The 15,126-nt window shown below is 44.0% G+C and carries 18 protein-coding genes; 16 read left to right on the top strand and 2 right to left on the bottom strand.

Going from position 1 to position 15,126, the window contains the following annotated elements; translation table 11 throughout:
• Positions 1 to 47: 47 nt before the first annotated feature.
• Positions 48 to 350 (bottom strand): rhodanese-like domain-containing protein, encoded by a 303-nt coding sequence (locus HNR41_RS02485; protein WP_229714924.1) that lies wholly within the window; start codon positions 348 to 350, stop codon positions 48 to 50.
• Between the two features lie 95 nt (positions 351 to 445).
• Here HNR41_RS02485 and rsgA point away from each other — a divergent pair, with 95 nt between their 5' ends.
• Genes rsgA through HNR41_RS02505 form a run of 4 tightly spaced genes read left to right on the top strand, consistent with a single transcriptional unit; the run spans position 446 to position 3,284 of the window.
• Positions 446 to 1,306 carry a ribosome small subunit-dependent GTPase A gene (rsgA, locus tag HNR41_RS02490; protein ID WP_184281388.1) on the top strand — a complete coding sequence of 287 codons (861 nt, stop codon included), beginning with the start codon at positions 446 to 448 and terminating at the stop codon, positions 1,304 to 1,306.
• 2 nt (positions 1,307 to 1,308) lie between these two features.
• A complete protein-coding gene (gene rpe / locus HNR41_RS02495) occupies positions 1,309 to 1,953 on the top strand; it encodes a ribulose-phosphate 3-epimerase (RefSeq protein WP_184281391.1) in 645 nt (214 codons plus the stop codon).
• 4 nt (positions 1,954 to 1,957) lie between these two features.
• Positions 1,958 to 2,572 (top strand): thiamine diphosphokinase, encoded by a 615-nt coding sequence (locus HNR41_RS02500; RefSeq protein WP_184281393.1) that lies wholly within the window; start codon positions 1,958 to 1,960, stop codon positions 2,570 to 2,572.
• A gap of 10 nt (positions 2,573 to 2,582) precedes the next feature.
• Positions 2,583 to 3,284, top strand: coding sequence for a DUF554 domain-containing protein (locus HNR41_RS02505; protein WP_184281395.1), 702 nt, complete (start codon positions 2,583 to 2,585; stop codon positions 3,282 to 3,284).
• A gap of 53 nt (positions 3,285 to 3,337) precedes the next feature.
• Here the strand turns inward: HNR41_RS02505 and rpmB are convergent, their stop codons facing one another.
• Positions 3,338 to 3,523, bottom strand: a complete 186-nt coding sequence (rpmB, locus tag HNR41_RS02510) for a 50S ribosomal protein L28 (RefSeq protein ID WP_084135671.1) — start codon at positions 3,521 to 3,523, stop codon at positions 3,338 to 3,340.
• Between the two features lie 322 nt (positions 3,524 to 3,845).
• On the opposite strand from rpmB, the gene HNR41_RS02515 reads away from it, so the two are divergent.
• The 12 genes from HNR41_RS02515 (at position 3,846) to fabG (ending at position 15,106) form a co-directional block, all read left to right on the top strand.
• The gene (locus HNR41_RS02515; protein WP_184281397.1) at positions 3,846 to 4,112 is read left to right on the top strand and encodes a hypothetical protein; all 267 of its coding nucleotides are present in this window, start codon (positions 3,846 to 3,848) and stop codon (positions 4,110 to 4,112) included.
• Complete coding sequence (locus HNR41_RS02520; protein ID WP_184281399.1) at positions 4,109 to 4,927, top strand: prohibitin family protein; 819 nt, start codon at positions 4,109 to 4,111, stop codon at positions 4,925 to 4,927. Before HNR41_RS02515 ends, HNR41_RS02520 begins: the two co-directional genes overlap by 4 nt.
• Before the next feature lie 229 nt (positions 4,928 to 5,156).
• Positions 5,157 to 5,525: an Asp23/Gls24 family envelope stress response protein gene (locus tag HNR41_RS02525; protein ID WP_184281401.1), complete on the top strand. Its 369-nt coding sequence runs from the start codon at positions 5,157 to 5,159 to the stop codon at positions 5,523 to 5,525.
• 21 nt (positions 5,526 to 5,546) lie between these two features.
• Positions 5,547 to 7,202: a fatty acid kinase ATP-binding subunit FakA gene (locus tag HNR41_RS02530; RefSeq protein WP_184281403.1), complete on the top strand. Its 1,656-nt coding sequence runs from the start codon at positions 5,547 to 5,549 to the stop codon at positions 7,200 to 7,202.
• 60 nt (positions 7,203 to 7,262) lie between these two features.
• Complete coding sequence (gene sdaAB / locus HNR41_RS02535) at positions 7,263 to 7,928, top strand: L-serine ammonia-lyase, iron-sulfur-dependent subunit beta (RefSeq protein WP_184281405.1); 666 nt, start codon at positions 7,263 to 7,265, stop codon at positions 7,926 to 7,928.
• 3 nt (positions 7,929 to 7,931) lie between these two features.
• Complete coding sequence (sdaAA, locus tag HNR41_RS02540; RefSeq protein ID WP_184281408.1) at positions 7,932 to 8,807, top strand: L-serine ammonia-lyase, iron-sulfur-dependent, subunit alpha; 876 nt, start codon at positions 7,932 to 7,934, stop codon at positions 8,805 to 8,807.
• Positions 8,807 to 10,774, top strand: a complete 1,968-nt coding sequence (gene recG / locus HNR41_RS02545; protein ID WP_184281410.1) for an ATP-dependent DNA helicase RecG — start codon at positions 8,807 to 8,809, stop codon at positions 10,772 to 10,774. Before sdaAA ends, recG begins: the two co-directional genes overlap by 1 nt.
• 21 nt (positions 10,775 to 10,795) lie before the next feature.
• Positions 10,796 to 11,422, top strand: coding sequence for a sortase (locus tag HNR41_RS02550; protein ID WP_184281412.1), 627 nt, complete (start codon positions 10,796 to 10,798; stop codon positions 11,420 to 11,422).
• Between the two features lie 502 nt (positions 11,423 to 11,924).
• Positions 11,925 to 12,488, top strand: a complete 564-nt coding sequence (gene fapR / locus HNR41_RS02555) for a transcription factor FapR (RefSeq protein WP_184281414.1) — start codon at positions 11,925 to 11,927, stop codon at positions 12,486 to 12,488.
• Positions 12,489 to 12,491: 3 nt separating this feature from the next.
• A complete protein-coding gene (plsX, locus tag HNR41_RS02560; protein WP_184281416.1) occupies positions 12,492 to 13,475 on the top strand; it encodes a phosphate acyltransferase PlsX in 984 nt (327 codons plus the stop codon).
• Entirely contained in the window at positions 13,468 to 14,376 is a 909-nt protein-coding gene (gene fabD, locus HNR41_RS02565) for an ACP S-malonyltransferase (protein WP_184281419.1), read from the top strand. Before plsX ends, fabD begins: the two co-directional genes overlap by 8 nt.
• On the top strand, positions 14,369 to 15,106 hold the full coding sequence (gene fabG, locus HNR41_RS02570) for a 3-oxoacyl-[acyl-carrier-protein] reductase (RefSeq protein WP_184281421.1): 738 nt from the start codon (positions 14,369 to 14,371) through the stop codon (positions 15,104 to 15,106). The genes fabD and fabG overlap by 8 nt, the downstream gene beginning before the upstream one ends.
• Positions 15,107 to 15,126 lie beyond the last annotated feature (20 nt).

Here is a 15,126-nt window from a genome sequence, read left to right on the forward strand (position 1 = left end):
CAAGTGTGTTTTTTATAGAAGCAGCTGATTTTACACGTTCATTTTAACTAGTGAATATAATTTCTCGGTCCCGTGTACTCCATCATGCCGCCTTCGACATTATGAGCATCATATCCGTGAGCCTGCATATATTCCTGCACGCGTCTGGAGCGTCCGCCTGCCTTGCAGACGAGATAATAGCTTTTATCTTTATCGAGAACGGAATCCTCCAGATTGAAAGTGCTCATCGGATAGTGTACTGCACCGGGCAGAAACCCTGTCAGTTCAAGCTCATCAGCTTCTCTGACGTCGATGATTACACTGTTGCCGTCTTTTTGAACTGTATCGATTTGTGAAATATTTATATCCATTTTCATGTCCTCCCAAGTCTATTTTACAAATTCAATATTATCACAGTTAAATTGTTGTTATAATATAATAGTATTTAAATTAACCGAGGTGTTATATGCAGACAGGAAAAATTATTAAAGCACTGAGCGGCTTTTACTATGTAGAATCAAATGATAAAGTGTACGAGACACGTGCACGGGGCCGGTTCAGAAAAACAGCGGAAAGCCCGCTGGTCGGCGATTATGTTGAATTCCAGATAGAAAATGTTGATGAAGGCTATATTACAGCAATCCTTCCGCGTAAAAACTCGCTTATCAGACCGCAGGTTGCAAATATTGACCAGCTGCTGCTGACGGCGAGTTTAAAATCTCCGGACTTCAGTTTTTATTTGCTGGACCGTTTTATTGCGTACAGTGAAGCGAATGATATTGATCCGGTAATTATCGTAACTAAAAACGATTTAAACGATGACGAATCACTGATAGAAAAAATTAAATCAGTTTACGGTCCGGTGTACGAAGTGCACTTTACCGATAAAGCGCATATCAATGAAGATCTGGCAGATGTTTTTAATAAGAAGACGAGTGTTCTTGCAGGACAGTCGGGCGCAGGGAAATCAACGCTCTTAAACACGCTGCTGCCGCATCTGGATTTAAAGACAGATGAAATCTCGAATGCGCTGAACCGCGGCAAACATACGACGCGGCACGTTGAACTGATCAGCATCGACGGCGGATTTATTGCTGATACTCCGGGATTTGCAACAATCGACTTTTTAAATATCGATAAGTATAATATTAAATTCTGCTTTGTCGATTTTAATCAGTACAACTGTAAATTCAGGGAATGTCTGCATATTAATGAACCGAAATGCGGTGTTAAAGCCGCTGTTGAATCAGGAGAACTTGCACAGTCACGTTACGACAGCTATGTAAAAATTTATAACGAAATTGATAACAGAAAAGAGAGGTATTAAACATGGTTAAAATTTTACCATCATTACTCGCAGCTGATTTTTCAAAACTTGGTGCTGATATTAAAGAAATGGAAGCAGCAGGCGCTGATATTTTTCATCTTGATATAATGGACGGACAGTTTGTGCCGAATATTTCTTATGGTATTCCCATATGCGAAGCAATTGCGAAAGAAGCGGCGATTCCTCTTGATGTTCATTTAATGACTTATGATCCGACACAGTTTGTGGATGATTTTAAAAATATGGGTGTCGACATGCTGTCATTCCATATCGAGGCAACACCGCATGCACACCGTGCGGTACAGCTGATTAAAAGTAAAGGCATGAAAGCCGGTATTGCACTGAATCCGCAGACATCGGTTGAAGCAGTGCGTCATCTGTTAAACGACGTTGATTTCGTGCTGATTATGACAGTGAACCCCGGCTTCGGCGGTCAGGGCTTTATCGAAACATGTGTTGAAAAACTGGATGAACTTGTTGAACTGAGAAAAACCCTCGATAACAAATTTGATATTCAGGTAGACGGCGGTATCAACGGCGAAACGGCAGAAATCGTTAAAGCACATGGTGCAAACCTGCTTGTCAGCGGTTCATACTTATTTAAAGCAGACGATAAAGCTGCTGTAATCAGCGCTTTAAAAGGATGATTATATGAAACGCATGAACGTGCTGCTCCGGAACATTCCGTTTACACCTGAACACGATGCACCGTGGACGGGTGTCGATGCCGGAGTGAAAGGGCTGCTTGAATCCGGCTTTAAAGTTGAAAAAGCATACGGAGACTTTGACAGTGTAACGGCAGAGGATATTGAGTTATTCAGGAAAAATCTGGCCCTCGATATTGTTCCGAGTGCTAAAAATTATACTGACAGTGAACTGGCACTGCTGTCGCTATCGAAACTCGGGTATACGGCAATTGATGTGTACGGTGCACTTGGCGGCAGAAAAGATCACGAGCTTATGAACATTCAGCTGCTCGCACACGATGAGCTTAGGAATCTTGACATCCGTCTGTTAAATGACACAAACGAAATCACGCTGCTGACAGCAGGTGATCATGTGATTGCACCGGATAATAAAAAGAAATATATATCGTTTATTCCGGTTCATGATAAGACGCTTGTCACCCTGAATGGTTTTAAATATGATATACAGGATACATACCTGCATATTGGCAGAACTTTAACAGTAAGTAATGAATTTAAAGAACCGTCTGCTGCAGTTAAGACGGATAAAGATATATTAATGATTAAATCAACAGATTAGAGGTGAGTGAATGATATTTGCAGGTGCTCTCGCTAACTCGTTAGCGATTATTATCGGCGGCGCGCTCGGGATGGTCTTTACTTTTATTCCCGAGCATATAAAAGACGCGATTATGAAAATACAGGGATTATTTATTATTACGATGGGTATTCAGATGGTTGTCGGGGCAACCGATATTTTGACGACGCTTATATCACTCATCATCGGGGTGGTTATCGGGGAAGTAGTAAAACTCGAAGAGCTGCTCAACCGTTTCGGACACCTGATGGAAGTCCGTCTCGGCGATAAACACGGTGGTAATATTTCACAGGGACTGATTTCCGGAATGCTGATTTTTATCGTCGGTGCAATGGGGATAGTCGGCGGTCTGGATGCCGGACTGCAGGGCAGCAACGACGTGCTGTATACGAAGGCGACGATGGACTTTTTCATCGCACTCGTAATGACAACCGCCTACGGGCGAGGCGTTATACTGTCCAGTATTCCGACGTTTTTCTACATTGCAGCAATTATTATCAGTGCACGTCAGATTGCGAACTTTATACCTGTCGACGTACTCGATATGATGGTCGACCAGGTCAGTGCGACAGGCGGGGTAATCCTTCTTGCGATCGGGCTGAATATGCTTAACGTGACGCACATGCGTGTCGGCAACATGATACCTGCGATATTCATCGGAATGTTTATGGTCTGGCTGCTGTCCTTCTTTTAAATAAAAAAACTGGTATCACTTGTGTAAGTGATACCAGTTTTTAAATTGAAGTATTAAACACGTTCAACTTTACCTGATTTTAGCGCGCGAGCAGAAACCCAAACTCTTTTAGGTTTGCCGTCAACCAAGATTCTAACTTTTTGAAGGTTTGCACCAAAAGTTCTTTTGCTTGAGTTAAGCGCGTGAGAACGGTTGTTACCAGATCTTGATCTGCGTCCTGTTACATAACATTCTTTCACCTTGTATCCCACTCCTTTAATTTAATTTACATAATCATGTTCATCTCTTCTTTATGCATACTCCAATATGATACATTAATTCACTCTTATTGTCTATATATTTCGCACAAAATCAATACGCTCTAAACGCTTTAAAACAGTCGTTTTCAGCAGGATATGAATTTTTCCTCAGACTGAAAGTCATAACCCGGGAGCATTATCTGTTAAAAATAATCATTTACGCAGACAAACTAAATGGTACGATAGTAAAGTGGAGAAAATGAAATACAGAGTTCAATTCTCATTGATGAAACGCTTAAACTGCCGGAAGGAGGAACGGTATATGTTTAAATTACTGCTGTTTGCGGGAATTATGCTGGCTGTTTTAATTATTGCACTGGCTTATATTTTCCGTCATGAGCTCGGAACACTCGGACATAAGTATAATGAATATGATGAGGTTAAGAAGCTTCAGCATGAAATTAAACGTAAAAATATTACGTATGACGCGCACGTTAAAAAGTTCGGGTCTACAGTCGAAGCTGAGATGCTCGAAAAAGAAATAAAGGAACTCGAACAACTTAAGAGAGAAATGGAGCAGAGTAAATGAAGAAAATGTATGCAGCAATAGGCGTCGGGGTTCTTGTCCTCGCAGGTTTAATCATCGGTCTGATTTTAATGATTTCAAAAGTTGAAAACGGACATGTCGGTGTAATTTACAGCATTAACGGCGGGGTGCAGGATGAAGTACTGGGTCAGGGGTGGCACCTGGTGTATCCGACTGAACGTGTGATTGAATATCCGGTCCGTACTCAGAATAAAAACTACGAATCACTTGCAGTCGCAACGATTGACGGTAAAACAATCAATATGCCGGTTTCGCTTAACTATCATGTAGACAGCGAGAAAGCTTCGGCGGTTTATAAAAAATTCGGTAACGTAACTATTGAAAGCCTTGAAGAGGGTTACATAAAAACACGTATTAATGATGCATTGCGTCAAACAGTTTCAGAGTACACTGTAATCGAAGCGTTCGGTGAACGTATCGGCGACATTAAACTTGAAACGATCGAAATCGCAAAAGCAGATCTTGAAAAAGACGGCATTATTATTGAGGACATCATGCTGAGCGCACCTCAGCCGGATGCTGAAACCCAAAAAGCAATCGACGACCGCGTAAAAGCAACTCAGGAGCTTGAGCGTAAGAAGACTGACAAACTGATTGCTACAGAAGAAGCGGAACGTAAACGCATCGAAGCAGAAGGTGAAGCTGAGGCCAACAGAGTCGTTCAGGAATCACTGAGCGAAGAAGTGCTGATGCAGCAGCTGATTGAAAAATGGAGCGGTGTACAGCCGATCTCAATCGGCGGCGAAGGCGTGATGATTGATCTGCCGCAGCCGGAACCTGAGACAGAAGAAGAATGATTTAATATAAGACCCTTGTCCGTACGTCATACTTCATAAAGAAGAGACGTACGGGCAATTTTTTTGCAGCTGTATATATGTGTGTTTAAGCAAAATACAGTATGATATAATATTATCGATAACAAACATTGAAAAAGGTTAATTTGCAGCCGGGAAAATACTATAATAACACTTGTATTTCCATACGGTATTTGCTTATAATTAAATGATGTATTGGGAGGCGAAATAAATGGCGCTGGAAATTGAAAATGAATTAGGTAAAATTGAAATTTCTACAGACGTAATAGCAAACATTGCCGGCGGTACTGTCGTCGAATCTTACGGCGTAGTCGGTATGGCTTCTAAAAACCAGGTCCGTGACGGATTTGCGGAATTACTTGGTAAAGAAAATTATTCACGCGGAGTCCTCGTTGAACACAACGAAGGTAAACTGAAAATCGAATTATATATTATCGTAGGTTACGGTGTGAAAATTTCAGAAGTAGCAGCAAACGTGCAGTCAACTGTAAAATATAAACTTGAAAAAACATTAGGCTTAAATATTGAAGCTGTAAATATACACGTACAGGGTGTACGTATTATCGGCGGAGACGAATAGTTGGGGAGGATTTACAATACAATGGATAAGATAGATGGCTTGATGTTCCGCCAGATGATTTTGAGCGGGGCACGTAATCTGAAAAAAAATGCTGATTATGTAGATTCATTAAACGTTTTCCCCGTTCCAGACGGTGATACGGGTACTAACATGAATCTCTCGATGTCTTCAGGCGCAGCTGAAGTAGAACCGCTTGACGACGCACATATCGGGAACGTAGGGAAACATTTCTCTAAAGGACTCCTCATGGGTGCACGCGGTAACTCGGGTGTTATTCTTTCGCAATTATTTAGAGGTTTTTCTAAAGCGATTGAAGCAAAAGAAGAAATCGGCGCAGAGGAATTTATCGAAGCGTTAAAACAGGGTGTTAACACTGCATATAAAGCAGTAATGAAACCTGTTGAAGGAACAATTTTAACTGTCGCTAAAGATGCAGGAATTAAAGCGGAAGAGTTTAAAGAAAGCGGTGCATCGATGATCGATGTGATGACTGCTACGCTTGAAGAGGCTAAAGCCTCACTGCTGCGTACTCCGGACCTTCTTCCTGTACTGAAAGAAGTCGGCGTTGTCGATTCAGGCGGACAGGGACTGGTATACGTATACGAAGGTTTCCTCAGCGCCATGACAGGTGAAGAAATCGCTGAAGATCCTGCTCAGGCAGCTGCATCTTTCGCAGATGACGGACACGATCACGACCACGATAACGATTTTAACGACTTTATGAGCGTTGACGATATTGAATTCGGCTACTGTACTGAATTTATGGTTCGTTTCGCAGACGGTAAACGTCAGTTTAACGAAGATGAATTCCGTAATGAAATGAGTGAATTCGGTGACTCGCTGCTTGTTATTAACGACGATGAAATCGTGAAAGTTCACGTTCATACTGAAACTCCGGGTGAAGCATTTACGTATGCTGCAACTTACGGTGAGTTAATCAAGATGAAAGTTGAAAACATGCGCGAACAATTCAGAACTGTTCACGGAGAAACGAATACTGCTGCAGCTGAAAAGCAGTCTTACGACACAGCAATTATTACGATTTCTTCAGGTGAAGGCATTAACGAATTGTTCAAGAGTATCGGTGTAACTCACGTTATTAACGGCGGACAGACGATGAACCCCGCAACGGAAGACATCGTTAACGTTATTAAAGACGAAGATGTTAAACAGGTAATTATCCTGCCGAACAATAAAAATATCATTATGGCAGCTGAACAGGCTGTGGAAGTTCTTGATATTCCAGCAGCAGTTGTTGCTTCAACATCTATACCGGAAGGACTTGCAAGCATGCTCAGCTTCAATCCGGACGCATCACTTGAAGATAACAAAGCTGCAATGAGCGAGTCGCTTGAGCACGTCCGGACAGGACAGGTGACATACTCAGTCCGCGACACTAAAATAGATGGTGTGGACATTAAGAAAGATCAGCATATGGGTATTGCCGAAGGTAAGATTATTACTGCCAATGACTCCAAGAAAGAAACGCTTCACACATTAATCACTGAGATGATTAATGAAGATACAGAAATCATTACGATTCTAATCGGTGAAGACGGCTCTGAAGAGGAAGTTGAATCAGTAGTTGAAGATATTGAAGGCACGCATGAGGATGTTGAATTTGAAATTCATAATGGTGCTCAGCCGGTCTACAGTTATCTAATATCTGTTGAGTAATAATATCAGCCGCATCGGTTAATACCGATGTGGTTTTTTGCACTCTGGGAGGGGGAAACTATGAAGTTTAAAAGCGTTTTTGATATAATCGGACCAGTAATGATTGGACCATCATCATCACATACAGCAGGCGCAGCACGAATCGGCCTGCTTGCAAGAAGTCTTTTCGGCGGTCAGCCGGATAAGGTGGATATTTATCTGTACGGCTCATTCCGTGATACGTACCAGGGGCACGCAACAGACGTTGCGCTCCTCGGCGGTATTCTCGGCTATGACACCGATGATGAAAGAATAATTAACGCCAAACAGGAAGCGGCGGACAATAACTTAACGTATAACTTTATCGAAATGAACGAGGAACGCTCTCACCCGAATACAGCGGTACTTCATCTTTATAAAGACGAAGAAGAACTCGTAATCGAAGGAGTGTCCATCGGCGGCGGTAAGATAGAGCTCGTGAGTATTAACGGCTACAATATTAATATCTCGGGCAACTATCATGCACTGCTCGTATTCCATAAAGATGAATTCGGAACGATTGCACGTGTCACTACGAAACTCGGCGACGAAAAGCTGAACATTTCGCAGATGAGCGTATCGCGTAAAGAAAAAGGCCAGGTCGCTTTAATGACCGTTGAGCTCGACGATACAATTTCCAAAGAAACACTAGAGGAAATCAGAGCGGTTAAAGGTGTAGACCGCGTAATTGAAATGACGGGAGGATAACTCATGTTTAACAGTATTAATCAATTAACAGAACGTGCGCTGTCAGAAGGTATTTCGCTGTCTGAAGTAATGATGAGACAGGAAATGGAAGCAACGGGACAAAGTTATTTCGATATATATAATCTGATGAAAACCAACTTAACGACGATGGAAGGCGCTGTAGCTGAAGGGCTCGAAGGTGTTCATTCAACGACAGGCCTGACAGGTATGGATGCAGTGAAAATGCAGAAGTATATCGATTCAGGCAAAGGATTAAGCGGAGAGCTTAACCTGCTTGCGATTGCGAACGCAGTCAGCACGAATGAGGTGAATGCGGCAATGGGTAAAATCTGTGCAACTCCGACAGCAGGCTCTGCAGGTGTTGTACCGGGCGTACTGTTTGCGATGGCGAAGAAAGATCCGTCGATTACTGAAGAACAGAAAATCCGTTTTCTGTTTACTTCAGGAGCATTCGGTTTTGTCGTAGCGAATAACGCGAGCATCTCAGGTGCTGCAGGCGGCTGCCAGGCTGAAATCGGCAGTGCCAGTGCAATGGCTGCAGCCGCACTCGTAGAGCTCGCAGGCGGTACGCCTGACATGAGTGCGCACGCATTTGCAATTGCAATGAAGAATATGCTCGGTCTTGTCTGCGACCCGGTCGCCGGACTTGTTGAAGTGCCGTGTGTTAAACGTAACGCAGCAGGTGCAACTAACGCACTGACTGCAGCGGATATGGCGCTTGCAGGAATTGAATCGCGTATTCCGGCAGACGAAGTTATCGAAGCAATGTACAAAATCGGCTTAACGATGCCGTCAGCATTACGTGAAACAGGACGCGGCGGACTTGCTGCAACTCCGACGGGAGAACGCTTAAAAGCTGAACTTTTCGGTGCGAAATAATGAGCGGCATTCATGTCGTACAAAGTCCTGACAGAAGTGTTAAAGAACTGAAAGGTGTCGGCGACAAAGTTGCGGAGAAGTTGTTCGGACTCGATATTACGGGAATGAACGATGTGCTCTTCTGCCTGCCGGCAGGCTACATAGATCACAGCGTGGTCAATTTAAATGAAGCACCCGACGGTGCGAACATAACAATTGAAGGTACGGTTAAAACTGAACCGCAGGTTGCCTTTTTCCGTAAAGGCAAAAGCCGTCTGACATTCTTTATGGATGTCGACGGTATTTACGTTAAAATTACTTTCTTTAATCAGCCGTACTTAAAAAGTAAAATTATCAATGGTGAGTTTGCGAGACTGTACGGTAAATTCCACCGCAACAAACTGGAAATAAACGGTACGAAGCTGATTTTTGAAGCGGGCGGCGGCTATCAGGTGAAATATCCGCTCGGCGGTGTGATGCAGGCGAAGACTTTCCAGAAGATTGTCCGCTCTGCATTTGAGATGGCAACATTTAATGTCGACCTACCCGATGCGTTAAAAGCAAAGTACAAACTGATGCCGATAAGAGACGCACTGTATGCACTCCATTTCCCGGACAGTCATGAAACAGTAGCTGCAGCACGCCGGACAGTGAAGTTTTATGAGCTGTATCATTACCAGCTTAAAATTATGGAACGCCGTCAGAAAGAGCGCATCAGAAGCGACCGCTTTATCGTCGATTACGATATCGGCAAGCTGAAGGTGTTTATCGATACATTGCCGTTTGAACTGACGGGCGACCAGAAAAAAAGTGTCAACGATATATGCCGCGACTTTAAGCAGAACATTTCAATGCACCGTCTCCTGCAGGGAGACGTGGGGAGCGGTAAAACGATTGTCGCCGGGATTTGTGCATACGCGGTCAAAACAATCGGCGAGCAGAGTGCCGTTATGGTTCCGACTGAAGTGCTTGCGAACCAGCATTATGAAAGCTTTAAGGATACGTACGGGGATGAGCTGACGATTGCGAAACTGACGGGTACGACGAAACCTGCAGAAAAGCGCGACATATTGGCGCGGCTTGCGGCAGGAGAAATCGATCTGCTGGTCGGAACTCATTCGCTGATAGAAGATGATGTGGTCTTCGACCGTCTGTCGTTTATTATTATCGATGAACAGCACCGTTTCGGCGTGAACCAGCGCGAAAAATTAAATAATAAGGCATACCGTAAAAACGTCCTCTATATGACTGCAACACCGATTCCGAGAACTTTATCGATTACATCATACGGCGATATGGATGTCTCTGTTATAAGAGAGATGCCGGCAGGCCGTATTCCAATTGAGACGGAATGGCGCAGATTTAAGGAAATCGATTATGTACTGGATTTCGTAAAATCTGAAATCGATAAAGGACATAGCGCCTATATCGTTGCGCCTCTGATTGAAGAATCGGAAACGCTCGATTTGAAAAACGTCTATGAAATTTATGAAATCTTTGAGGCGTATTTCAGTCCGGAAGATGTTGTGCTCGTGCACGGCCGGATGAAAGCTGAAGAGAAAAATGAAGCGATGCGCTCGTTTGAAGCGCTTGAAAAACCGCTGCTCGTTTCGACAACAGTCATCGAGGTCGGCATAAACGTACCGAACGCAACAGCGATTGTTATCTTTAACGCCGAACGTTTCGGACTGTCCACGCTGCATCAGCTGCGCGGACGTGTCGGGCGGAGCAGCAAAAAGAGTTACTGTGTGCTGGTCAGCGACCCGGCAACGGAAAACGCGAAACAGCGCATGGATATTATGACGAGTACGACTGACGGATTCGTCTTAAGTGAACGCGACCTTGAAATGCGCGGACCCGGAGATTACTTCGGCGTGCGCCAGAGCGGTCTGCCGCAGTTTAAAGTGGCGGATATTACAGAAGACTACAGAATACTTGAAGTCGCACGCGATGAAGCGGTGAAAGTTTACGAGAGTAATAATTTATAATACTGAGGGAGGGAATATCTGTTGAAAATATTTATACGAACAGTCGGGATTTTAATGATACTGGCTGCGATTGTGCTGTTTTTCTGGCAGGATATCAGGGAATACTTTACCGATCAGGTCAACGACCGCTTAATTACCGCCTACCAGGACGGTGACGATGACGTTAAGCTGAACCCGGTAGAAACATTCGTCACCGGTGTTGAACAGAACACTAAAGGAATTAACATCGGAGAGGACATGGCCGGAGTACTTGAAATTGCCAGTGCAGATATTCTTGAGCCCGTATACCGGGGGCCTCTTACAGAAGAAAAACTCCGCAACGGTGTCAGTATGCTGGAAGAAACCGATCACCTTGATATGCAGAACATTCCCATCGCCGGCCACCGGGTTGAAGGCGCCGGCATCCGGTTTAACTATATAGACCGTGCAGACGTCGGTGATGAAATAAACTTTATTACACGCGACGAAACCCGCGTCTATAAAATAACCGAGATGTTCGAAGTCGATCCGTCTGAAGTCGGCGTGCTCGGCCAGACCGAAGGTGCCGTCCAGGAAATTACTCTTATAACGTGCGAAGACTACAACCCGGACACACTGCTTTTTGAGAAGCGGCTGATTGTTAAAGCCGAACTGATTGAGACGGAATAGTTTTCTGTTCAGTACGATAAATTTAGCATCCGAATCCTTTTATCGAGTGGATTTGGATGCTTTTTTAATTTGGCTTCGGAGTTACATAGTCAGTCAAACTCATTTGAGTGACAATGTCGGAATCACATAGTCAGTCAAACCTATTTGAGTGACAGTGTCGGGATCACATAGTCAGTCAAACCTATTTGAGTGACAGTGTCGGGATCACATAGTCAGTCAAACTCATTTGAGTGACAGTGTCAGAATCACATAGTCAGTCAAACCCATTTGAGTGACAGTGTCGCAACCACATAGTCAGTCAAACTCATTTGAGTGACAATGTCGGGATCACATAGTCACCCAAATCACCCAAATCACCAGCAGCATAACTGCCTGTACCTCTGAAATACAGCCCGTTTCAAAAATACTTTCCCAAATTAATTGAAATCATGAGCCAGGTTTTATATACTAATTCTAGTGTTATGTATAGATATTAATACCAACTACTAAAAGAGGAATCAGAATGGTGAAGCTAAAAAAACAGGAACGTCAATCGAGTCTCGAGTCTCATATTTCCGAAGACCCATTTTTAACGGATGAGCAGCTTGCGAATATTTTCGGTGTATCGATACAGACGATACGTCTCGACCGGCTGGAACTGAACATTCCTGAGCTGCGTGCCCGCATTAAAAATGTAGCACGTGAGGGTGTCGATAAAATCCGCTCACTGTCTATTCAGGAAGTAGTCGGAGAGATTATCGATATTGAATTAAACGAGAGCGCGCTGTCGCTTTTTATCGTAGAAGAGAGTCACGTGTTCGAAAAGAACCATATTGCACGGGGCCATTTTTTGTTCGCCCAGGCGAACTCGCTCTGTGTTGCTTTAATCGATGAGCCGCTGGCGTTAACGCAGCATGCGGCTGTGGATTTCAAGCGTCCGGCGAAATTAAACGATAAAGTAGTCGCAAAAGCGAAAGTAACAGCGATGGATAATAATAAAGCGCACATCGAAGTGGAATCAAAAGTCGATGGCAAAGTAATTTTTACAGGCGAATTTGAAATGTATTATAAAGATGAAGGTGAATAAACGATGGCTAAGATTGCTGTAGATTTAATGGGCGGAGACAACGCCCCGAAAGCGATAGAGGAAGGTATACTCCAGGCGGTGGATACTTTTGAAGATGTAGAGATTCTGGCATACGGTATGGCGGGCAGCTACAGCGGGAACCATCCGCGTGTAACGTTCATCGAAGTGACTGAGAAAATTGAATCGGATGATGATCCGGTAAAATCTGTCAGACGTAAAAAAGACAGTTCACTTGTCAGAGCGGTAAAAGCTGTTGCCGACGGTGAGGCAGAGGCAATCGTTTCAGCTGGTAACACAGGCGCGATTATGAGTGCGGGACTTTTCGGTGTTAAACGCATTAAAGGTATTGAGCGTCCTGCAATTACGACGATGCTGCCGACAACTTCAGGCAAAGGTATGTTGATGCTTGATATGGGTGCGAACTCTGAAAATAAACCGAACCATTTACTGCAGTTTGCACAGATGGCAAGCGTGTATATGGAAAACATTGAAGGACGTAAAAACCCGTCAATCGGTTTAATCAACAACGGCAGCGAAGAGATTAAAGGAACTGAACTGACGAAAGAAACATATCAGCTGTTAAAACACAGCGGTCTGAACTTCGCAGGATTTTTTGAAACACGTGATATTTTAACAGGTGATGTGGACATAGCTGTGACAGACGGTTTTACCGGCAACGTCGTGTTAAAAACGATCGAAGGTACTTCATCAAGCCTGCTTGGCGAAGTGAAGAAAATCATGCTTAAAAACCCGGTGAACAAACTTGCGGCACTGGCAATGAAGAATGATTTCCAAGAACTTAAAAATATGCTCGATTACAGACAGTTCGGCGGTGCGCCGCTGATGGGGCTGCAGGGTAACGTAATTAAAGCTCACGGTTCATCGGATGCGACTGCAATTGTCAACGCTGTGAAACAGGCGAAGATTATGGCGGAGTCCGGCACGATCGACAAAATAAAAGATTTAATAGGTGAACAAAATGACTAAACTGATAATTTTTCCGGGACAGGGTGCCCAGTACGGAGGAATGGCAAAAGATTTATACGAGCAAAATGATAAATCCCGCGCTGTACTCGACGAAATTTTTTCATATGTTGATTTCGACTTAAAAGAAATTATGTTTGCAGAAGAAGACGCGCGTTTAAACGATACGAAATATACGCAGCCGGCATTATTCGCACACAGCCTTGCAGTGCTTGCGGCGACAGGTCTTAAAGGCGATTACTTACTGGGACATTCACTTGGTGAACTGCCGGCACTTGTGCACGCAGGAGTAGTATCGCTTAAAGACGGCGCTCAGCTCGTAACAACGCGCGGTGAATTAATGAGCCGGGCGGACAGCGGTGCAATGGCAGCTGTAATCGGCATGGGCTTTAAAGATCTTGAAGAAGTATGTATCAGCGCCTCGGATGACAGTTCTAAAGTTGCACCGGCAAACATTAACGCACCGGATCAGGTTGTTGTATCCGGAGATACGGATGCGGTTGAACGCTTTAAAGAGCTTGCAAAAGAACGCGGTGCACGCCGTATTATTCCATTAAAAGTATCAGGTGCTTTCCACTCGCATTTAATGGAGCCTGCACGTGCACAGTTTAAATCATTCGTCGATACGATTGACTTTAACGATGCAGAAATTCCGGTGATTCAAAACGTCAGCGCACAGGCTGAAACAGATGCAGCTGTGATTAAACATCAGTTTGTCGAACAGATTACACACCCGGTACGATTTGTGGAATGTGTGGAAACTGCCGCCGGACTTGGTGTAACAGAAGCAGTAGAAGTCGGACCGAAGAAAGTACAGTCCGGACTGGTGCGTAAAATCACAAAAGAAATATCTACTTCAAATATCGATACATTCGAACAGGCAGAGGTGTTTTTAAATGAGTAAAACAGCATTGGTTACAGGTGCATCACGAGGAATCGGCCGTGAAATCGCACTGGCACTGGCTGAAGACGGCCATACAGTTATCGTGAACTATTCCGGTTCAAAAGATAAAGCAGACGACGTGGTAAAAGAAATTGAATCAAAAGGCGGCACAGCTGAAAGCTATCAGTGCCACGTGCAGAACGGTGACGACGTTAAAGCGATGATTAAACATATTACTGATACGTACGGTTCAATCGACATCGTTGTGAACAACGCGGGAATTACACGCGACAATCTGTTAATGCGCATGAAAGAGAGTGAGTTCGACGATGTTGTCGACGTCAACTTAAAAGGTGTATTTAACGTAATTAAGAGCGTGTCCCGCCCGATGATCCGTCAGAAATCAGGACGCATCGTCAACATTTCAAGCATCGTCGGTTCACTCGGCAACGCCGGACAGACGAACTACGTTGCGACTAAAGCGGCGATCGACGGTATGACGAAGTCGGTTGCACGTGAACTTGCTTCGAAGAATATTACAGTTAACGGCGTAGCGCCCGGCTTCATCAAGAGCGACATGACAGATGTCCTCGGAGATGATATTAAAGACGGCATGCTGCAGCAGATTCCATTGAAGCACTTCGGTGAAACGAAGGACATTGCCAACGCTGTAAGTTTCTTAACAAGCGACAAAGCATCTTATATTACAGGTCAGGTATTACACGTCAACGGCGGTATGTACATGGGTTAAAAGCTGTGATATTATTTAAG

The organism is Jeotgalicoccus coquinae, from assembly GCF_014207425.1.
GTDB classification, from domain to species: Bacteria; Bacillota; Bacilli; order Staphylococcales; family Salinicoccaceae; genus Jeotgalicoccus; species Jeotgalicoccus coquinae.